The sequence below is a fragment of the Bacillus sp. bc15 genome (assembly GCF_900142585.1).
Lineage (GTDB): Bacteria > Bacillota > Bacilli > Bacillales > Bacillaceae_G > Bacillus_A > Bacillus_A cereus.
The window spans coordinates 1,512,882-1,536,038 of sequence record NZ_FRBJ01000001.1; the positions used below are offsets into that span (position 1 = coordinate 1,512,882).

Sequence of the window (23,157 nt, forward strand, 5' to 3'; positions counted from 1 at the left end):
ATAGTCTAGTCTTACTTACGACTCATCAATGTAATTATTATTTATAAGTTGTCATAACCGATAGTACAAAAGTGTAATGATTAGTCTATGACCTGTGTCAATTAACCTTATGACAATATGTAACTAGAAAATATGATATGGAATAGATAACAATTGAATTAAGGCAATTGATTCATGCAAGTACAATGAATCAATCTTGCTTTACAAATAATTCAATTGAGGTGGAAAAAATGAATAAGAAAAGCATAATTGCAATGGTTAGTACAGCTTTATTAGTCACAGGATGCGCGGAAGTAGGAAAGGCTCAAACAGTAGCAGTCGAAAATTCAGGTCAATCAATACAAAAAAATATAGTTAAATCCATACAATCACAAGCTTACCCATTAAAAACGATAGAGCCGTCAAAATCATTTGAGGATTTAAAACCACTTAAGAAAATGATTGGGAGCGCACAATATGTAGGATTAGGAGAGAATACTCATGGAAGCTCTGAAATTTTCACTATGAAGTTTCGCCTTGTGAAATATTTGGTTACTGAGATGGGTTTTACAAATTTCACAATGGAAGAAGATTGGGGAAACGGCTTAAAACTAAATGAATATATCCAAACAGGAAAAGGAAACCCTAGGGAATTTTTAAACTTGTTATATCCTACTGATGAAATTATAGCCATGATTGAGTGGATGAAAGATTATAATGCTGATCCATCCAATAAAAAAAAGATCCAATTTATTGGGCTCGACTTAAAGGAGTTGGACCAAGGTTGCTTTAATAAAGTGATTGATTATGTAAGACTACATCGACCAGATTTGCTGGCAGAAGTAGAAGGAAATTATAAAGAATTGTCGGCTTTTAATGGAAGTACAAAGGAATATATGGACCTTGCTCCTGAAATAAAAGAAAAGTTCAAAGCAAACGCTGAGAGAGTAGCCCAATTACTAAAAGATGAGAATGGGCAAGCCAACACAGAAATAGCTTCACCCGAGTACATCTGGGCGCAAGCAACGGCAAGTGCAATAGAGAAATTTACCACAATGCTAATTCCTAACGACTATCCAAGTATGTTAAAGCTACATGAGCAATACTTGGCCGATCATGCAATGTGGGCACAAGAAACATTTGGTGGTAAAACGATGGTATGGGCACACAATATTCATATAGCTAAAGGAATTATCGATGAGAAATTATACCCTTATGTTGCGGGGCAATTTTTGAAGGAACGTTTAGACAATAATTATGTCACAATTGGTAGTACAACTACGGAGGGGAATTTTACCTTATACAGCGAATATGATCCTTCCACTGGAGGTAAGATTACAACCGACACTATTCCACAAGATGTAAAAAGTTTCAATTATACTCTCGGAAAAGTACCATATAACATGTTTTTATTGGATAACCGTCACCTTAAAGGACAAGCTGAAAAATGGGTTAAAGCAAAAAGACCATTACTAAGTATAGGGGGACAAATCTTCCCGAACGAATCGGCATACTTTGATACGTCATTGCTTGAGCAATTTGATATTATGTTTCATATTCGAAAAACAAGTCCATCTCATATTAAATAAAAGTATAAAACAATCCCGTTCTTGCATCTGCAAGAACGGGATTGTTTTATGGTGATTGATATAAGCATCTTTTTTAACCAGAAGTAGGTTACTCTCCCCCTTTTTATCATCATTTAGAAATGTCATATGACACTTTTACACTAGTGAGAATGACAAAAAAAGCAGTACAATTCGGTTATTACATAGATAGGAGCGAGAACTTTATGAAATCAAGATTCATCCAGAATGGTTATTTTTTATTGCTAACTTTCGTTACAGGATTTTTTTATTTTTGTTTTTATCTAATAGCTCTGCTATTCAGCTTCACCCTTTCATTTACGGTAATTGGAATTCCACTAGTTATACGCGTACTACAGACTACTACACCTTTTATCCAATTCGAGCGCATACAGACGAAAATTTATACAGATATTTCAACAGACTCTTATGATAGAAGTATAACAATAGATACATCAAACTGGGCTCAGGTGAAATTAGTGCTTACAGATCGTCGTACTTGGTGTGCTATCTTTTGGTTAATGCAGAAATTAGTGATTGGCATTTTCAGTCTCATTAGCGCAATCATTTTTTATGTAATGCCACTTATGTTGCTATTGGCACCACTACTGTATCAATACATCGAAATGAATATTATATTCATACAGATAGATACCTTTACTAAGTCACTCTTTGTAATGTTTATGGGTATAGTATTTACCGCCATAAGTATTAGAATAGTAGATCGTTTGACAAAGAAAATCGGTGGCTATACACGTAGCATGATTCGGCAACTAAATCGATAGAAGTTTGCAATCTGTGAGTAGTATCGCAGTTTTAAATTTAAAAGTATAATAGGCATGAAGGATTAAATTATAATATATGAAGTAAAAAGGTAGGCTACTTAGGGGGTAAATGACTTGTTAGATATGGTTAAGTATTGGTTTTGGTACGATTGGATTATGTTAGGAGTCCGTATACTTGTTAGTGTCTCTATCGCCATAACCACATTCGATTTTCAGGATAGTTTAACATTGCCACTTTGGATTGTTATTTTTTGGGAGGTTGTTGCCTTCTCGATTCCATGGGTAGCCTTACTGTTCAATTACAAATATTATTTGTTCACAGAAATACTGCTATATGGTGGACTGTGTATATATTTAACCTCTTTATTTCCGGAAGCTAACGTTACATTTCTGATATCGGCTTTTCTAATTGCTGCGAATAGTAAGCATTTGTCCTATTATTGGACAGCTCCAACAACAGTTTTTATAACAACTGGAATTCTCTATGCGGTTGCGCCAAGTAATAGCTATTGGATTTTAGTTACCTACTATGGACTTGCTTATGTAATGGGCTTCGCTTTCCATTTATTAATCGTCAATCATAAGCAAAATGAAGCGATTCGTAAACAAAACGCGGTACTTGAGCAATATATGTCTCAGATTGAACGCATTACACTGGCGGAAGAACGAAACAGACTGTCGAGTGAGCTTCATGATACAGTTGGTCACGCTTATACTTCTATTATTATGGGGATGGAAACGTTGCGTACCGAAATTGCTACTGAAATGGGTATACAGAGGCTAGATTCTCTGCTTGAAATGGGACGTAAAAGCATCGAGGATGTGAGAGGTTACTTACATCAAATGGAGTCTCCGTGTCAATCGCCTTCCTTAATTCAATCTCTACAAAATCTTGGAGTCGAATTTCAGGAGCACGCTCAGGTAAATGTAAGTTTTAGGACATTCGGAGAGGAATATCCACTGTCTCGGCAAGCGAAGATCGCATTCATTCGTTGTTTACAAGAGTCCCTTACGAATGCAGTACGTCATGGTCAGGGAACTGAAATTATAGTTTCATTGCAGTTTGAACAACAATATACGAGATTAGAAGTTCAAGATAATGGAAAAGGAAATGTAGAATGGCAGGAAGGCTTCGGTCTGAATGCGATGAAAGAACGAGCAATGAATTTACAAGGGCAATTGTCTGTATATACAAAGCCAGAGGAAGGAATGCTTGTTACATGTACCATACCGCGACAAACTGAAATAAAAGATGGACTTATTCGTTTGTTAATTGTAGACGATCAACCATTTGTTCGGGAAAGTTTGAGGACACTACTCGATAGATATGAAGATTTAAATGTAGTCGGTTTAGCTGAGGATGGCAATCAAGCCATCGATTTGTGTGGACGTCTTCAACCCCATGTTATACTTATGGATTTAGATATGCAGCACATGGATGGAGTTGAAGCAACCAAAAAGATTAAGCAACAATGGCCACATATCCGCGTATTGATTTTCACAACTTTTCAGGATACCGAACAGGCGTTGGAATCGCTTCGCAACGGTGCGGATGGCTTTTTACTCAAATCCATTGAAACATTGGAGCTAGCTAATACGATCCGACTTATTCACAAAGGTGGGACACTGATTGATCAAGGAATGTCTCACAAAATATTTGAGAAATTTGATGAGCAAAAAGAGACACCACAATCAAAAGCAACCGCTTATGAGCTAACAGCTAGGGAGATAGAAATATTGCAACTAGTAGCAAAGGGACTTCGATACACTACCATAGCATCAAGGTTATATTTATCAAATGGTACGGTCAGAAATTATGCTTCCACAGCTTATACAAAGCTAGGAGTCCGCAACAAAGAAGAAGCTGTGCAAAAGGCTCTAGAAATTGGAATTATTGAATAAAAAAACGTTTTTTGTTTCTTTACAGCAAGGTAAAATGTAGTTACAAGGTACAGTAAAAGATAAAGTGAAACTTTAATCAGTGGGGTTTGTTCATCCCCCACTGATTATCTGCCCTCACCAATCGTGCTGCCCGTTAATGCGGGATAAACAACATCATTACATCAATCTTTTTTAGGGAGTACAATTCCTTTAAATAATTGAACAGTAATCCAGTAATACATCGAATAAATTACTACAAAAATAACAAGTGGTAACCAAATGCGAGAGTACGGATCGATTACAAGAGGGCTAAACATGTTCATACCAACTAATATATGAGTAATCCCTACAATTGCTGGGAATAAGAATATGAAGAATAACTCTTTATAGATTGATTTTGTTAATAATTCTCGGCGAACACCAATTTTACGAAGCATTTGATAACGTGCTACATCTTTTGATGCTCCCGACAGAACTTTAAACATTAAGCAACTTGCCATCATTGCTAAAAATGCAACTCCAACGAAAAAGCCCATAAACATTAGTCCGCTGGAAAAATCATGACTCACAATATTGTGACGCAAAACCGGGAAAATAATAATAACTAGTTACTATTATTATTTATTTGTCACTTTTAAAGCATCTAACACTATTTTGGTTGCTTCTGCAATAAGCTTATCATCGTATTTAGCATCCTCTTTATCATGATTAGAAAGTATCGCAAGAACAATTGGCTTTTTATTTGGTGGCCAAATAATTGCGATATCATTTCTGGTTCCATAAGATCCCGATCCCGTCTTATCAGCTACTTCCCATCCTCCTGGAACTCCAGCACGAATTAAGTTGTCTCCCGTAGTATTCCTTTTCATCCAATCTATTAATAAATCCCGTTTCTCAGTTGAAAGTACATCTCCTAGCGCAAAAGCCTGAAGACTAGTAGCTAATGCCTTTGGGGTACTAGTATCATGTACGTCTCCTGGATGCACTTCGTTTAACTCTGGTTCAAAACGTTCAGGATTTGTAACGGTATCTCCTATTTCTCTCAGTGATTTTTTGAATTCACTAGGTCCACCTAATTGTTTAAGAATAAGATTTTGCGCAGTATTATCACTATATCGAAGGGAAGCATCTGCAAGCTCTTTCAGAGTCATACCCCTATCAATATACTTTTCTGTAATTGGATTGTAATTAACAAGATCTTCACGAGTATACAAAACTCTTTGATTTAGATCTTCTATTGATTTCTTTTGTAAAAGTACTCCCACAGCTAAAGCTTTGTGGGTAGATGCGTATGCAAACCGTTTATCTGATTGATACGTAACGGTTTGATTCGTATCAGTGTCCAATGCATAAATACCGAGTTTAGCATCAAATTCTTTTTCAAGTTTAGCAAAAGAATCATTACCGTTAGTTTCTTGTTTGGTTTGATTTGTTTGTTTCGTTTGTTTAGGTAATTCAGATTGAGTATTGCCATCGGAACAGCCTATAAGCGTTGCACATGAAAGAAATACTACAGGTACCATCTTTTTGTAATGTAAAATGTTAAAAAACTTGTTTAAGACTATCATACATTTTCAACCTCTTTCAAGAATATATGTTTTTTTAGGTGTTATACATATCGATACAATTAAAGAGTGTATCGGATATCACTCTTCTTGCATCTCACTTTTCATAAAATGATTGAACTATCATGAACACCTGTTTTATACGTATACTTAATAGACAACCTAAGTAACAAGTTTGTTCCATTTTTATCAGTAGTCGTATCTAGAAACCTAAAAAAGTCCATTTAGAAGATTTAAATGGACTTTTTCACTCATATAATACTATCTATAGTTAAACAAATAAGATTAAATACATTTAAATTTTCTTGTTTTATCTAATAAACTGTTTAGGCATTTCTTTAACGTGCTTATCATCATCACGCCAATCATAGGTTTCTTTCTGCGAAACATCTAAAGTTTGATCTCCAATTCTAACAATATTCTTATTTACCCATTCAATATATGGATCGGTATCTGGATAATTCCAATATATATTTTTCTCTGAATCTGTATCAAGGTTAACTAATTCACCCCTAACAGCATCCGCACTTAATGATCCTGCATTATGAAAATAAGTCTTGATGAGATATTTTCCATCTGGAGATTTCACTGTTCGAATGAATTCCCCTTTTGGAACACCTTGCAAACTAAAAAGTTTCCAATATCCAAATCCAATTATAATTACTAACATAGTAAGTATAGTTAGTAATACTTTTCTTTTTGTTTTTTTTATTTCACCTTTTGTATTTATAATACTCATTCAACTCCATTCCACAGAACACATACCATATTATACCATTAAATAAATGGTATAATATATCAAAAATAAAAATCCTCCCGTAATAGTATTATAAAAAGAGCATGTGATGGTCTCCCTATTTATAAAGTGAAACTTTAATCACCCTCACCAATCTGGCTACCCGTTAATGCGGGATAATCATGAAAATTCCCCTTTAAGAAAAATATAAAAAATCAGACAGTATACTTGAATTGCTCTTCGCAAGAGAATATACTAATAAAGCAGGCTATGACGTTCCTTCCTTCTAACTTCTTTGGCGAAATAGGGATGTTACTTTCCTGCTAAACACATAGGCTATGACAATTCTTCCTTCTTTGTAGAAATTTCAAATTGTTTTAGAGTTGTCAATTTCCTATGAAAATAATTAGACTATAAAACCTCTTTCTTCTTTGGGATTGAATAAACTTTAGTTTATCAACCATTGATGTAGAGGTTTTCTTTTCTTAATTAACAAATTACCACTTAACAACTAAATGTTATACCTCTAATTTTTCACTAAAAAATAACTATGTATCCTCTGTGCATTTCTCTACAATTAGTGTCTTTATGCATGTAAAAATAAAAATCTACCACTGAAAGGAGGACAGTCGGACTATTCCCCCTCTTTTATAAGGAGTGAATAGCTGGCGTTCTCATGAAAAATTCTATTTACATAAGAAGAAGTTTGAAAGTAATTATAAAAAGAGAAGAAAATAAACTACCGAACATGTATTTAGCCACTGTTTTAAAAAACTTGGAAAGTTTAGGATTTACTTTTTCCGAGCCTTTAATAGAAGAGTTGCAAACACTTTCGGTTGATGCATTCACATCGTTTTACAAAGAATTGGTAAAACATTTAAAAGAAATGGTTGGTGCACATATTCAGTTTACTCCTATGTATCCAAACTTTCCGCAACAAATGATGGATTTAAGTGACGCTGATTTATACATCAATGCCGTTATTCATTATGTGACGTTGTGCCTACCTGTATCAAAAGTAGAAGAACGACTTCCTCTTTTAGATAGCGTTGATTTGAAAGTTATTGACTTAGGAAGTGAAGAAGATTTCAATCAAATGATTTCTCAATTGATTAGTGCAAACAGCTCTATTTCCTCAACTGATAAGACAGATGTAGAATGGGCTATTACACACACTGAAGATGTTTCCTGTTTTCTACCTAATGTAATTCCTCATAAGGAAAATATGTCTTTTATACTTGGGGTTTTATTAATAAACAGAAAAATATCAGCCGATGCTGCTGCAAAGTATTTTAAAACAGCAACTGATGTTCTTCGCCTTGCAGTTGCTTTATCTGAAGGTGATGTGAGTTTAGCATCCTCCGTTCGATTCAAGAAGTTTAACCGAGTAGAAAGACGCTTCCTTTTAGGATTGTTAGAGCAATGCGGAAACATTACCGAAGATATGATTCGATACAAAAAACGTTGGATTCGTTTAGGTGAAATTCTTCATCCAGCAGAATATCATACTCGTTTCCCAAAAACCCACCGAGCATTTGAGATGCTTCGCAACAACATTAAAGTTGAAACATTTAATGGAAAAATAGAAGCAGCTTTGTTGAATCGTGATATCATGACAGCAAAAAATCTTTTAAAAACTCGCCCGGGGGAATTTGCCAGACGCTTGGATCATTTAATCCGTTTATGTAGTGATAAGTCAACAGATGTTTTCAATATTCTCGAAGATTTTCTAAGTATAATAGGAAACGTTTCTACTCCTGTATTACTTCAACTCACAGCTCATTTTAAGCATCGAAATGATAAAAATGAATTTCGTACCTTTTTTCCAAAGGGAAATGTAGCAAAAGCTATAGGTATCGAAAATACACTTCCATTTATCTCAGAGGATATTTGTTTAATGATTGTAAAAATGTGTGAAGATACTTTAAAAAATCGCTTCGCAGAACTTCCAAGTCTCGGAAAAGTATTTTTGGATGAACAGTTAAAAAATCACTTAGTTCCCTTCTCTCAACGTTCAGCCAGCAAAGCGCTTCGCACATTATCTCGAGGAAGTAAAGTAGATTTGCCAGAAGGAGATACGATTCGTTTTTTCCTATGGTGGAAAGAAGGCTATGTGAATGGACAACATACAGGACGTGTTGACATTGATTTGTCTGCTGCAATGTACGACGAAGATTGGCAATACAAAGAACATGTATCCTTCACGAACTTACGTTCAAAAAATTTCAAAGCCTACCATAGCGGAGATATTACTTCTGCACCAAAGGGAGCATCTGAATTCATTGATTTCGATATTCCGTCTGTGCTGAAATATGGTGGACGCTATGTAGTTATGACTTTGCTTTCTTACACAGACCAACCATATAAAGATTTACCAGAATGCTTTACTGGTTGGATGGTTCGTCAATATCCTGGTTCAGGTGAAGTATTTGAACCTTCTACTGTTCAAGATAAAGTGGATATTACTGCCGACACCCAAATCTCTATTCCAGTTATTTTAGACTTAAAGGAACGAAAATTGATTTGGACAGATTTGTCTCTTACAAGAGATCTAACTTATGATAATACCATCGAGGCTAATCAAAAAGGTATGATACTAGTTGGAAAGGCTTTAACTAATTTAGTTAAACCGAATTTATATGACTTGTTCCGATTACATATTGAAGCTAGAGGTGAACTCGTTCAAGAAATCGAAGAAGCAGAAAGCATTTTTTCTTTGGATAAAGGGATTACTCCTTTCGATATCGAAAAAATAATATCTGATTTTATTGCTGACCCACAAGACTAACTACATTACAAACATTGATAATGTGTGGAAAATATCCATGTATAATGTCTATGTGAAACAGGACCTGATAGATGAATATCAGGTCCTGTTTTTTATTTAGTAGATACTAAATAGTCCGGTTAATCACTATTCATCTAAATACACTATACTAATAAAGTGAAATTTATTCGAAAAAAATTCATTAGTTAATACGTAACTAATTAAGAAACATTCATATACCAGCCCAAACATCTTTTCCATATCGCCCTTCATCTTGCACACGCTCCAACCAATTTCTTGCTTCTTGTTCACTGACTTCATGAATTTCTTGATACGCTTGACAAAGGGTATCTTCTACATCCGGAGCCATTTTACTTCCATCACCACATATATAAAGATGAGCTCCATTATCTAATAACGAAATTAAATTGATTCTATCTTGTTTTATTAAATGCTGTACATATGTTTTTGGATGTCCCTCTAGACGAGAAAAAGCTGTGTGTAAAGAGATTAATCCATCTCTTTCATCATTTTCTAGTTCTGTACGATAGAGATAATCTTTTTCAGGATGACGACAACCAAAATATAGATGCGCTTGTCCTAAGTTAATACCTTTTTGCTTTTGAACACGACGCGCTTGCAAGAATCCACGGAATGGTGCAATTCCAGTACCTGGCCCAACCATAATAATTGGTGTTTCTGGATCTTTAGGCAATTCAAAGTTTGATTGTGGCGTTCGAATGAAACAGATAATCTCATCTTTACTATGACGCTGAGCTAAGTAATTAGAAGCGACGCCTTCATATGTCCCTTCTCCACTCCATGCAGGCGCATTAACAACACCGACCGTAATGCTCAGACGATTGTGTGCAACGAGTGGAGAGCTTGAAATAGAATAGTAACGCGGTTTGAGCGCAGGAAGAAGTTCTAAAAAGCGTTCAAATCGGATTTCACAAGCCTCATACTTTTCAAGAAGGTCCAACATTGAAATCCGTTTCTTTAGTATTTGTTCATGGTAAACTCCTTCTTCTAATAATGCTTCCAATTCTTTTTTATGAGGAGGACATGCTGTGAATGTTACCATTTCTCGTATTTGTGCTCGAGTGGCAGCTTCTTGAACTTCAACACTATAACTAAGAAGGTCCAATAAACTAACAGGACTGTCTAAAGGTATGTGATTTATACTTCGTCCACTTGCACTCAGTATAACTTGATCCTTCCCATTTAATCCAAAACGTTTTAAAATTCGGTTGATATTTTTCTCGCTATTAACTGGCAACACTCCAAGGTGGTCTCCTTCTTTATATGTAGCGCCTTCTGGCAAAGATACCTCGATATGTCGTGTACTTCTATCACTGCTGGGTGATTGGAGTTCACGATTTTCTAGTATAGATGCATAAACTGCTTCATATGTTCGTGCAAGAGGAGATCCTCCAAGACGACTAACAAATTGCAGACTCAAAGTACTGCGCTCTTTTTCCATATTTTTGTTGAGCTCCAATCCAAATGCCTTCATCGCATCAGACCACATGTTTTGTTTCCATTGCTCAAGCTGTTCCTCGAAATCACCACTTGCATCTGCTTCTCCGCGTTTAGAAAATCTTGTTGCTCCTTTTTGAGCCATCTGCTCATCAATGTATCTTGGAATCCGTTGGTAGGTACTAGCCCAATTATGATCTCCACAACCAAAAACTGCGTATTGAACCCCTTTTAGCTCATCTGGTTTTAGTTCCTCCAACCATTGCACAAACTGCCCTGCATTACTTGGCGGTTTTCCATTATAAGAAGAAGTCACAATAAGTACCGCTCCTTCTTTTGGCAAATTTCCAATTCGATCGTTAAGAGCTACCACTTCCGTTTGAACTCCTTCTAAACTAGCTGTATCTGCTAATTCTCTTGCAATACCTTCTGCTACACCTGTATCCGAGCCATACAGAACAAGAAGTGAAAGATTATCGGCCCCAATAATAGAAGGTGTCTTCTGGACGTGCTGCTTAATTTCATCGTTTTTCAGCTTGTCCTCTGTAGGTGCAAGAACAGTAGGATGACTAATAGTTTGTTTTCGGGGTAGAATCCTAATCTTAAAATCACCGGGCTTTAGCGTTAATGTTTGTTTTACGTCCAGCTGATAGTTTTGATAATCGATTAATTCAAAATGTTGAAGAAGCATTCCCATTACAAGAGTCGCTTCATGAAGTGCAAATTGCATACCGATACATGCTCTCTGGCCATTTCCAAATGGCTTATAAGCATGATGAGGAACCTTATCCAGCTCTTCAAATCGTTCAGGTTGGAATTCTTCTACATTGTCTCCCCATGCATCTTTATCCCTATGTAGCTGTGGAATAAGAACAGAAATACGATCTTCTCCTTTCTTAATTGGGTATTTCCCGCCAATCACTGTATCTTCTTTTGCATAGAGACTGAATGCTGGAGCGGTAGGCCATAGACGTAGCGATTCATTTAAAATCATCCGTATATACTTCAGTTTCATAACTTGTTGGTATGTTGGAGTAGGATCCGTCAAAACACGGTCTACTTCTTCATAGGCTTTTTTCAACTTATCCGGATTCTTTAATAAAAAGTAAATTGCAAAAGATAACAATCCACTTGTTGTCTCATGTCCAGCTATTAAAAAAGTGATAATTTGGAAACGAATGTTTTCATCATCTAATTTTTCACCAGTTTCCGGATCCTGTACATTTAACATACGGGAAAGTAAATCATTTTCTTCCTGATTTCCACTACTTTTACGTTCAGCAATAATATTATCTACTAAAGAAAACATAGATTGGATATCATGTTGAAATTGACGTTTCGTTCTCCACATGAGTTTGTCTTCTATATCTAGCCGCTGCAATTGGTGCATCGCCTCATCTAGAGCACGGCTCATGCTAGTGATAAAAGGATGAGGGGTCTCACGATAAAAGCTATTAAATCGGTAATTAAAACCACATAGACCAATTGTATCTAACGTAAGACGAGTCATATCCTCCGGAACATCTACGTTTTCATTCGGATTAAGCCGTGCCCATTTTTGAACGAGTTGTACAGCAAGATCGACCATCATGGCATGGTAATCTTTCATTGCCCGTTGGCTAAATGTAGGCATCAAAATATTATGAGCTTTTTTCCAGTTAGGCTCGTGAGTCTCGCTAGTAAATAATCCGTCCCCAGCAAAGGCACGAACTTTTGCTAAAGCACCCTCTATACTTTTATCGAACCGTGTTTCATCACAAACTTCTGCTACCAATTCATGTCCAGAAACGACAATGATGGTATCACTTAAAGTTTGAATTTGAAAAATGGGACCATACTCTTCCGCTATCTTGATAAAGGATAGCGTCGGTTTATCTTTATCGATTAATGGGAGATTACCCAGCGGTCCATATGTTTTCGGCTGAGGAATGGCAGATACTTTTTTTTCCATTTAAAACACCCTTTCAAAAAAGCATGAAATAAAGTGAAACTTTAATCAGTGGGGGTTTTGTTCATCCCCCACTGATTATTAGTTGAACCAATCGGGCTTTTACGGGCAGTTGGTCCCCCACCTAACTTCTTTGCTTCCGCTAAATTTTGAGGTGGGGGTCTTACTGCCCGTTAATGCGGGATAACATATCCCATTTAATAAAGAAGAAATAGCAACTAATCGCCTGGGATAAAGATATGTAATTGATTACCTTATTTTATCTTTTCCCTAACTATTCATGATTATGATATTGAGTATAAGCTTGGCAATTAGATTTATAACTTGTAGAAAAATACTAAATTAAAATGAAGCGAATAAATATAATTGGAGCCTTTTAATGTTGGTGTTAAAAGATAATCTAAACTTGTAATGTTTATGAGAAATTGCAAACGGATCTCATCTCTTGTATTTGTTTATAAAAAAGATTATTTTGATTCATTTTCTTCTAAAACACCCAAAAATAGAGAAGTTGACGAGCTTAAGATTGTAGTATTCGAAAAATCAGTAGTTTAGTTAAACCAATACGATAAGCAAGTATACCTTGTTATTAATGAAAGAGGACCTGATATGAACATCAGGTCCTCTTTTACTATATAATTATTTCCCTGCTTCTTTTAGTTTTTTCTAGCTTTAAATACCGGCGCCTTAGCAGCAAAAAAACTTGTAGGAATCTTTATCTAGCGTTTTATTCTTCTCTACCGATTTAACTTCTCGACAGCCTCCGCACTTGTATCTACACGTTTAACGAAAAAAACTAATAGTAGTGCAACAACATTCATGCCAAGCGCTACATAAAATGAATATTGAATTCCAGATAATAAAGCCTTCTGAGTTACTATTGCCTTCGTAGTTTCTGTAAAGGTTGTTGGATCTATATCAGACATTAAACTTTCAGCTTTTGTTTTTGTTACAGAGTTCATAATCGTAACAAGGATAGCAGTACCAATCGAACCGGACACTTGTTGAGCTGTATTATTAACAGCTGTACCGTGCGGATTTAAACGAGTTGGTAATTGATTAAGACCATTTGTCATAAGTGGCATCATCACCATCGCCATCCCAAACATCCGCAGTGTGTAAATAAGAATAATATGTGTGTGACTAGAGTCGAGTTGCAGGTTTGCTAGCATATAAGTTGAAACAGCTGTAATGGAAAGCCCCACTATGCCAAGAATCCGAGGACCATATTTATCAAATAGTTTACCTGTAATTGGTGACATAATCCCCATTATAACCGCACCTGGAAGCATCATCAGCCCAGAGCTCAGCGGCGAAATACCACGGACGTTTTGTACATAAGCTGGTGTTAAAATCATACCCGAAAACATGGCCACCGCGTTAACAATTGCAATTACAGACGCAAGTGCAAACATTGGGTACTTGTAAACACGTAAATCCAATAACGGCTCATCCATTTTTAATTGACGAATAATGAAAGCAATTAGGGCAATAGCACCTATGATTAAGGTTGTTAAGACAACTTTATTTGTCCAACCATCGGAGCTTGCAGAACTGAATCCATATAACAAACCGCCAAAACCGACAGAAGATAATAGTAATGAGAGATAATCAAGTTTTGCATTTTTGTTTTGTTTCATGACATTCTCAGATTTCCAAATCCCTAACAGTAAGCTAATGATTGCTAACGGTAAAATCATTTCAAAAAGCAAACGCCAGTCATAATACTCTACAATATAACCTGATAGTGTCGGTCCAATTGCTGGAGCTGTAATCATAACTAGTCCAAAAATCCCCATTGCTGTTCCCCTTTTTTCTCTCGGAAAGCTTACTAGCATAATATTCATTAACAAAGGCCCCATAACTGAAGAGCCTGCCGCTTGAACCATCCGACCAGTAAGTAATAAACCAAAATTCGGCGCTACAGCCGCTAAGGCAGTACCAAGAATAAAAATCACCATAGAGGTAATAAATAGGCTTCTATTCGAGAAACGCGTTATTAAAAATGCTGATGCCGGAATTAATATACCACTTACAAGCATATACCCTGTAGAAAGCCACTGGATCGTTGAATAATCTTGAATGTCTAAATCTTTCATTATTGATGGCAAGGCTACATTTAAAAGCGAGTTATTTAGAAATGAAACAAATGCCCCAATAAAAAGAATTACAAGCATTAAATATGGTGGTTTTCTTTTATGTAATGTTTCACTCATATATTTAATTGCCCCTTCATTATAAATTTCATTGATTCGTTTAAATCGTTTACATATTTGCACAAGAAAACATTACCCTTGCAGTATTTTGCCAAACTCTTCGAATGGATATTCTCTTTTTAGCAATTCCACTTGCTCAACATACCATTTTAAAATCTTTTTGTTGATGAAACCTTTATAAAAACGTTTGTTAACGGAATTTAAATTAGGCTGAAATACACAAAATAAGCAACTGAAAATCCCCTTCTAAAATAAAGTGAAACTTTAAATCAATGGGTACTTTACGGGCAGCGAGAAAAATCAAAAAGACCACGCAACCATTCCTTTAAATACAGGCTTGTAGATCTAGTTATGTAACCATCCATAAAAAGGAATATTACATAGGCTAAGTCTAACATTACATTTTTAAAGTGAGGAGAATAAGCGTATGGACCAATATTGGTATTTGAATTCAAAGGGAAACGGGGAACAATATACTAACCAAATTTCATTATATTCACAGCCCGAAATAACTAAATCTGAGGTAATGAATGATTTGAAGCTTCCTGAGAATTGGAGTTACCGAGTCTATCCAGTTAGTTGGGATTCACCAGCCAATTATACGGGGTTCAGTCCCCAACCCCCTCCCTTCTCTTGGGGGCAGCCAATCAATTATGCAGGGATGATGCCCCAAGGACATCCCGATAATTGGACTCCACTACCAGGTCATGCAGGTTTTAATTTTCAAAAACCTTCCTTCCCCTGGGCCCAACCATTCAATCATACAGGGATGTTCGCACAAGGGCATCTTGCCGCTTTACTATCGCCGCCAACTAAGCCTTTTCATTTCAATACCAATAACTCGGGTGTTTTTGGAAACCCTCCAGGATGGGGTAGTCCGTGGGCCCCAATGGGATGGGGAAATAACGGAGGTAACGGTCAGCCAGGAATGCTTGGAAACTTACTTACAGCAGGAAAAGGCACCATGAGTGGAATAGGAATGATCAGTAGTCTAATCGGGATGGGGAAGTTCTTCTTTTAGTTAATTAAAGTGATAGAATTGGTCCGCAGCTCAGACATTCCAACAAAATATTTCATTTTCCATTGATTTAATGTTTTCAAACATGTACTCCTCAATATATTTATTGCGTGCTTCCAATACTCCATCCAAGTTCGTCTCCTTGTCTTTCAATTTATAAAAAAATCTTTTGCAACTCTTTAGACAACAATTCCAGTTCATACAAAATCAATAAGTTCACAACAAAAACGCTATCCTTTCCTATGATTCTAGGGAAAGAATAGCGTTTTTGTTACGTAACGATTAAGTTGTTTCATTCTTATTTATTCAATAATTTCATTGTCATTTCTCTGCATTTTTAGCCTGATAGCGATATGATTATACCCCGTAAAATGCCATTTCTTTTACTTATGCTTTGCTAAAAATTCTGTTATGCGACGATATACATATATTTCATTTTCTTTTTTTGAAAATCCATGCCCTTCATCGTCTAATACTAGGTATTCTACATCTACTCCTTGTTCTTGCAACGCGTGAAAAATTTGATCCGATTCTTCCTTTACAACTCGTGGATCATTTGCCCCTTGGATGATAAGGAGTGGTTTATTCATTTGATTTAAGTAAGTAATTGGTGAATCTTGTATAAGCTTATCTTTATCATTATTAATATCACCTATTAAATTAACTGCGAGCGGTTTCCAATTTTCAGGCATAGATTCGATAAAACTAAATAAATTGCTAGGTCCAAAAATGTCAATGGCTGCACGGAAATACTCTGAATGACGCCCGTGAAGCAATAAGGTCATATATCCTCCATAACTACCGCCCATAACAAATAATTTATCAGGAGTTGATATCCCCTGTTCAAATAACCATTCGATCCCTGCTACACAATCTAAACGCGGTGCTTCTCCCCAATCACCTTCAATCATTTTTGTAAACGTTGAACCATATCTTGTACTACCTCTAAAGTTTGGCGCAAAAATATTATATCCCTGCCTTAATAAATATTGAAATAATGCTCTGAAATCTTTCGTCTCAGCACTTTGTGGACCACCATGAGGCCAAAATATTGTATATCCGTTTTGTACTTCTCCTTTCGCCCGGAATAATAATGCTTCTATGTTTAACCCATCAAAAGAGGTATATGTTATAACATCCGGTTCAACAAAAGAAGATTCAGATAGACCAATAACATAGTTTTTTGTTAATGCTTCCCATTCTGTATCTCTATTCTTCTTGTAATAGATGTTTGCTGTTTTCGTCGCACTTTCACCTAGCAAATATAAATTTTCCGATTTTGTAATTTCAATTTGACTTATCGTATCTACCGGAGAATTCAATAGAATTAACTCTTTTTTATCCCATACAAATTTATATAATCTATCTGTAACACCTATCGACGAAACAATGTAGCCATTTTTTGTTTCAGCATGCCATTTTATATCGGATATATCTTCCTTCTCTATTTTACAGATTGGTTTGAATTCCTGTTTATTTAAATCAAAAGAAGCTACATAGGAAAACTCTTCTTCATAATTTGTAACGAAAATCACTGTATTTTCATCAATATAAGAAATGGAGCCTACAGTATGTTCTTTCTCACTGGAAGGTACTAAACAAATAAGTTCTTCTCCTTTTTTTACATATCCTACATTATGTGTATTACCATATGACTTTAAAACAATGTAACTTGATTCATTCGGACTTACTGCCTCTACATATGTAGGTGTCTCCACACCAGTTAACAACAGCGTATCTTCTTTTGTGCGTATATTATAACAACGAGAGTTTAAGAACATTGGGTTATCTTTACTTGTGACATAGTATAATCGTTCCCCATCCTCTGTTAAATGCACAAAGTAATCCTTTTCTGTCTCTCCTGCTGGAATCAATTCAAGCAATCCACCACCCTCTGGTTTTAATGCATAAATATGATAATTTTCATCCCCATCTTTATCAAATCCAGCTAAAATAAATCGATTTAAAGAATCCATTTTAATAAAATTGCTTGATTGATTACAATATGTTAAGGGATAAGGGGATAAATTGGGTAAATCCATCGCCCATAAATTAGAATGACCATTTAAGTTTGTACTAAAAATTAATTTTCCTTCATCTTCACTAACTGTAAACCTACCAATACTATAGGATCTAAAAAATTGTTCAGCATCTTCCATAGGAAATTGAATCATCTTTCTTCCTCCACTCTACCTTATATCTAAAAATTCAGAACATATTATATATAAAGATTCTACATTTTCCTATTTATCCCTTTTGGGTTTTATTTAGATTTACTTCTACCTTCTACTTCTTCTTATTAACATTACATAACGATGCGGAGAGTTTTTTAAACAACTCTTCTTTTAGCAGTGAATATATTCTTTACTATTTCACGATTACTTCTCATTCGATATTTCTCACTAATTATCCCTCAAAGCGAAAAATAAGCGGGGAATTAGAGAGCAAAATCTACCATATACTTTTATTCAGCTAACTTCTCACCAGTAACAATCTTCATAAAAGCAGCTGCGTCTTTCTCTGCTAATTGAGCGTACTGATTATCCCCCGCCATTATTTCTACTTTATCCTTATTAGGACTAATCCACATTTGATATAAAACAGCTTTCACTTCTATTTTCGGATTTTTAAACTGAAAAACAAACTGATAATCAGCTGAACGAGACATTTCCACCTTTTTATTTTCAAAGTTAGTATCATTTAATATTTTCTTTACTTGCAATACTTTATTCTTGTCTGTAATTACCTTCAAATCCTCATAATGATTATCACCAGCATATTTTTGCACTTCGATTGTTTGATTATGATTTCCTATATTATTTGAACAGCTGGTTACTACAAATAAACAAATCACGCTGAAGACTAAATACAAATTTCTCATTTGCATAGCGCTCTCCGCCTTTAGTGTATATAATAGTTCACTTCCATTACGCTTTTAAAATGTAAAATAAGAATACACCCCATAAGCCACAAATAAGATTAATAGAATAGAAATGCCGAGTACCGTATATATAATCCATTTTAAATTTGAATTCATATCATCCTCCTACCTCTCGATAATTCCAGTATATAACAAAAAAGCATTGGATACCCAATGCTTTTTACACTTACGCAAATAGAGACGTATTCGCATATAAAGCTGGTGAACCACCTGAATGTACGAATAAAATATTGTCTTCCTTATTAAAATTACCTTTTCTAATTAAGTCGATTAATCCCGCTACTGCCTTACCTGTATACACTGGATCAAGTAAAATACCTTCTGTTTTCGCAAGTAACTGAACTGCCTCTACCATTTCCGGCGTTGGTAACGCATAGCCTGGCCCTACATATTCATCAAAGCACATAACAGCGTCGCGCGGGATAAAGTTTGGAATACCAACGTGTGCTGAAGTTTCATCTACAAGTTTTGCTACTTTCTCTTCTTGCTCAGCTTTTCCTCTACTTACATTAATCCCGATTACAGGAATATGGCTTTGTGTTCCAGAAAAACCAGTAATTAAACCAGCATGCATACCGCCGCTACCACTTACACAAACAACTGAACTGAAATCAATTCCTTGCTCAAATGATTGCGCCATAATTTCTTGCGCACAAGCAACGTATCCCATTGCGCCCGTAGGGTTTGATCCACCAACTGGAATTACATATGGTGTACTACCTTTTTCACTTACTTCTTTCGCTACTTTATTCATCTCTTCCATCAGGTCTGCTCCGTTCGGTACAACAATGACGTTTTCAGCACCTAATAAGTGATATAAGAAATAGTTTCCGTTAAAGTCTCTCTTCTCTTCTGGCTCAAGCCCTTCCTCTAATACAAGAATACATTTCATTTTTTCTTTTACCGCAGCAGCAAGTGTCAGGCGGCAATGATTTGACTGAATACCACCAGCTGTAATTAACGTATCTGCACCCTTTTCCTGTGCATCCGCAACTAAAAATTCTAACTTTCTCGTCTTATTACCACCGGCTGTTAAACCAAGTAAATCATCTCGTTTAAAATAAATAGTCGGGCCACCAAGTGCTTCTGAAAAATTGTTTAACTTTTCAATTGGTGTATATGATTCTGTATATTTTTTTCTCGGGAATTTAGCTAAATTCATTGTAACGCTCCTTTTGTACTTCTTTCACAATATATGTAACGTTACTATTATTACATGTAAAAATGGTGAAGTCACCTTTCTGGGTTAAAAATGTATTAGAATTTCATTTTGATAAGTAAAACCGTATTAATGATTTTAACTTAATTACGGTACATGAAATTTACATCAACGATTTTTTTAATATATCGTTCATTACTTACAATATATCAACGATTTTTCAAATATATCGATCGTAACTTGCAGTATATCAACGATTTTCTTAATATATCGATCTATCGACAAAAAACGACAGACAGGCAACCCCTTTCTCATCAACAAAAAAAGAGCCCACACATTCAAATGCAGACTCCCTCCAATCACTTATTTACCGAAAAACGAAGTAACTGCGTTAATCCCGGCTCTAAATTCATTTCACCTTTATGACGTACGTATACAGTTTTATCTCCATCAAATTTCGGAGGATTTGCTTGACTATACGTATGCCACTCATTCGTTCCTTCTATAGAATACTCCATATATTCATTTGCACCGACAATTATATTTTTACGATCATCTGCCGTTACATTTGGTGCCATCTGCGCAATTTTTGAATCACTAATTAATAACTTCTTTATATCCTTATCACGTTTGTAATCGTAAGCTGTCACAATTACATCGTTACCATATGCTTTCACTTGTAACCCTTGTTTAAATGAATAGCCATCTGGAGCAGTTTTCTCTCCTCCATTTGGCCCTGCTGACATCCAGCCTGTTTCAATCCCGCCCGTATTTACAACAGTGAAACCTTTTTCATCTCCGCCTGTAATTTTCTTTTTACCAGCCCAGTCAGGTAAGTTTAAATCCCAATGTGTATGACTCGTGAAGAAAACAACCTGCGGATAGTCTTTTAATATATCGTACAATTTATCCACGTTTAAATAATCTTGTAAATATGGTGATTGTCTTGATCCAGATACTGTATCAGGTAAAACGTGATGAGAGAAAATAAAGATTGGCTTATTTTTATCTTTTTGACTATACTCTTCTAAATTTTGTTTTAACCAACCTAATTGCTCATCACTCATATATACTTCGTCCCACATTTTTGAATCGTGGTATTTCATATATTTTTCAGTTCCTAAAAATAAAAGTGGATAGCCATCTAATTCTTTTTTATGATATACCTTTTCTTGTCCACTAAATTGTAAGTAGCGACCAAATAGTGTTTCTTCCGTTACACCATTTGGCCATGTACTTTGAGAGAGTTTCCCATCCGCTGTCCATTTACCAGCATAAAACTCATGATTCCCAACAGTAGACCATACATTTTCTGGATGCTTATTTTTATTTAACACACGCTTTACATCCTCATATTGTGACTGTTGTCCAGTCGGCGTTATATCCCCATTCATAATAAGCGCTCTAGAAAGTGGCGTCACTTTGTTCATATCTTTTAGCACATGATCAAAATCCCCTAAATCACCTTGAATATCACTAATAACATTAAAAGTTGTAGCTGATTTTCGCGCTTGCTCTTTCCCTTCCGCATGCACTGAAAACGTCGGTAATAATGCCGCCATAACTGCTAACGAAGCAACTGTCTTTTTCATACAAATTCTCCCCCTAATAATAGAATGTACAAACTGACATGTTCTGCTTTCTCTTAGGTGCTTGTCCAATTCACATTATAAGGAGGGATTGTAAAGATAGATGGAATAAAAAATTAAGTGTTTTTTAAGAGATTTTGTCTTTTTTTCACACTCCACAATTAGTAATTCGCGCCAATCTAGCTTTCTAGTCTTTAACATTACATAAATGTAAATGAATATGATGAATCTCTTCGTTTGATATGTTGTCTTTTTAATCTTTGTTATATAACCGCCACAAAATACGCTCTCTTTTCAAGTTCTCTTCATTTAATAAACGTTACTCCCCTTCTAGTTCGCTTTAAAATTATAAATCGGCTTAATAATATGTTTAATATCAATTGTTTCTTTTGTATTCTTAATAATTTCATCCATTGGCTTATATACCATTGGTGCTTCATCTAAAGTACTTTCTGCAACAGATGTAGTCCAAACCTCTGTCATTGTATTTTGAAAATCCTCTAAGTTAAGTACTTCTTTCGCCTTCTTACGGCTCATAATACGTCCTGCTCCATGAGGGCCAGAAAAGTTCCAATCTGGATTTCCTTTACCAAATGCAATGATAGAACCGTCTCTCATATTAATTGGAATGATTACTCGTTCATCTTTCTGAGCTGAAATAGCACCTTTTCGTAGAATCATATTTTCCATATCGATGTAGTTATGAATTGTAGTGAATTGATCGGTTACATTCCAATCCATTTTAGTGACGATTTCATCAATCATTGCTTTACGATTTAACTCCGCATATTTTTGAGCAATTTTCATATCATTCATGTAATCTTTAAATCCTTGTCCTTCTAAATAAGCTAATTCTTTGCGAATCACCGGTTTCTTAATTTCACGTAAAGCTTCATGTATTTCTTGTTGTCTACCTTCTTTCGTTAAACGTTCAATGATTTCTTCTTTAATAGATTTAACGTTTATAAGTTGCTCGTAAGCAAAGTTTTGATAATACTCTGCTACCTGTTTCCCTAAATTACGCGAACCACTATGAATGACAATGTATACATTCCCTTTATCATCCTCATTCAGTTCGACAAAATGATTGCCCCCGCCAAGTGTACCAATACTTTTTTGAGCACGTTGCAATGTAAACGGGGCTCTTACACTATCAAAATCAATCATTTTTGAAAATCTATGTTCCTTATCTCGAATACGAAAACCACTTGGGACAAATTTACGTATCGTTTCGTCTAAGTGATCGAAGTTGATTTCCTCTTTTTTCTTATTAATCATAACAACTTCCATGCCACAACCAATATCGTACTTACCTCTCAGTTTCCTGAAAGAGTGGACTATACCTTCTCTACAGTCATCGAGATATGCAGTCTCTACTGTAGGCTCACCGTATTAATTATTCCTCTTCAATTCAAAATGGATGAGGAATAATTCTGTACCTTAGTCTGCTAACATGGTACAAGTCTCTGAACCATTCGATTATGTCACCATAACCACTGGCTGCTGAT

The 23,157-nt window shown here is 35.5% G+C and carries 14 protein-coding genes and 1 pseudogene; 5 read left to right on the forward strand and 10 right to left on the reverse strand.

Annotated elements, in window-relative coordinates:
* Positions 1-230: 230 nt before the first annotated feature.
* The 3 genes from BUA87_RS07725 to BUA87_RS07735 all read left to right on the forward strand — a co-directional run bounded on the left by BUA87_RS07725 (position 231) and on the right by BUA87_RS07735 (position 4,252).
* The gene (locus tag BUA87_RS07725) at positions 231-1,568 is read left to right on the forward strand and encodes an erythromycin esterase family protein (RefSeq protein WP_016512591.1); all 1,338 of its coding nucleotides are present in this window, start codon (positions 231-233) and stop codon (positions 1,566-1,568) included.
* A 203-nt stretch (positions 1,569-1,771) separates the two neighbouring features.
* Positions 1,772-2,350 carry a sensor domain-containing protein gene (locus BUA87_RS07730; protein ID WP_072938994.1) on the forward strand — a complete coding sequence of 193 codons (579 nt, stop codon included), beginning with the start codon at positions 1,772-1,774 and terminating at the stop codon, positions 2,348-2,350.
* Positions 2,351-2,464: 114 nt separating this feature from the next.
* A complete protein-coding gene (locus BUA87_RS07735; protein ID WP_000886414.1) occupies positions 2,465-4,252 on the forward strand; it encodes a helix-turn-helix transcriptional regulator in 1,788 nt (595 codons plus the stop codon).
* Between the two features lie 161 nt (positions 4,253-4,413).
* Here the strand turns inward: BUA87_RS07735 and BUA87_RS07740 are convergent.
* The 3 genes and pseudogenes from BUA87_RS07740 to BUA87_RS07750 all read right to left on the reverse strand — a co-directional run.
* Positions 4,414-4,803, reverse strand: a pseudogene (locus BUA87_RS07740) (ABC transporter permease); the annotation flags it as partial.
* 45 nt (positions 4,804-4,848) lie between these two features.
* The gene (gene bla / locus BUA87_RS07745) at positions 4,849-5,799 is read right to left on the reverse strand and encodes a class A beta-lactamase (RefSeq protein WP_072938996.1); all 951 of its coding nucleotides are present in this window, start codon (positions 5,797-5,799) and stop codon (positions 4,849-4,851) included.
* Between the two features lie 307 nt (positions 5,800-6,106).
* On the reverse strand, positions 6,107-6,535 hold the full coding sequence (locus tag BUA87_RS07750; protein WP_000022538.1) for a DUF5412 domain-containing protein: 429 nt from the start codon (positions 6,533-6,535) through the stop codon (positions 6,107-6,109).
* 673 nt (positions 6,536-7,208) lie between these two features.
* On the opposite strand from BUA87_RS07750, the gene BUA87_RS30880 reads away from it, so the two are divergent.
* The gene (locus tag BUA87_RS30880; protein WP_072938998.1) at positions 7,209-9,320 is read left to right on the forward strand and encodes a TerD family protein; all 2,112 of its coding nucleotides are present in this window, start codon (positions 7,209-7,211) and stop codon (positions 9,318-9,320) included.
* A 211-nt stretch (positions 9,321-9,531) separates the two neighbouring features.
* On the opposite strand, the gene cypD is transcribed toward BUA87_RS30880, so the two are convergent.
* Both cypD and BUA87_RS07765 read right to left on the reverse strand, forming a co-directional pair.
* Positions 9,532-12,729 (reverse strand): bifunctional P-450/NADPH--P450 reductase, encoded by a 3,198-nt coding sequence (gene cypD, locus BUA87_RS07760; RefSeq protein WP_072939002.1) that lies wholly within the window; start codon positions 12,727-12,729, stop codon positions 9,532-9,534.
* Positions 12,730-13,463: 734 nt separating this feature from the next.
* The gene (locus BUA87_RS07765) at positions 13,464-14,942 is read right to left on the reverse strand and encodes a DHA2 family efflux MFS transporter permease subunit (RefSeq protein WP_016098696.1); all 1,479 of its coding nucleotides are present in this window, start codon (positions 14,940-14,942) and stop codon (positions 13,464-13,466) included.
* Positions 14,943-15,369: 427 nt separating this feature from the next.
* Between BUA87_RS07765 and BUA87_RS07770 the strand changes: the two genes are divergently transcribed.
* Complete coding sequence (locus tag BUA87_RS07770; protein ID WP_072939005.1) at positions 15,370-15,963, forward strand: hypothetical protein; 594 nt, start codon at positions 15,370-15,372, stop codon at positions 15,961-15,963.
* Positions 15,964-16,343: 380 nt separating this feature from the next.
* Here BUA87_RS07770 and BUA87_RS07775 read toward each other — a convergent pair whose 3' ends face one another.
* The 5 genes from BUA87_RS07775 to BUA87_RS07800 form a co-directional block, all read right to left on the reverse strand.
* Complete coding sequence (locus tag BUA87_RS07775; protein WP_072939008.1) at positions 16,344-18,134, reverse strand: S9 family peptidase; 1,791 nt, start codon at positions 18,132-18,134, stop codon at positions 16,344-16,346.
* Between the two features lie 290 nt (positions 18,135-18,424).
* Positions 18,425-18,847 carry a YhfM domain-containing protein gene (locus BUA87_RS07780; protein WP_072939012.1) on the reverse strand — a complete coding sequence of 141 codons (423 nt, stop codon included), beginning with the start codon at positions 18,845-18,847 and terminating at the stop codon, positions 18,425-18,427.
* A 220-nt stretch (positions 18,848-19,067) separates the two neighbouring features.
* Positions 19,068-20,063, reverse strand: coding sequence for a D-cysteate sulfo-lyase (locus BUA87_RS07785; protein WP_072939015.1), 996 nt, complete (start codon positions 20,061-20,063; stop codon positions 19,068-19,070).
* A gap of 356 nt (positions 20,064-20,419) precedes the next feature.
* Positions 20,420-21,652: a DUF4073 domain-containing protein gene (locus tag BUA87_RS07795; protein ID WP_072939020.1), complete on the reverse strand. Its 1,233-nt coding sequence runs from the start codon at positions 21,650-21,652 to the stop codon at positions 20,420-20,422.
* A 327-nt stretch (positions 21,653-21,979) separates the two neighbouring features.
* A complete protein-coding gene (locus tag BUA87_RS07800) occupies positions 21,980-22,939 on the reverse strand; it encodes an RtcB family protein (protein WP_000454386.1) in 960 nt (319 codons plus the stop codon).
* Positions 22,940-23,157: the final 218 nt, after the last annotated feature.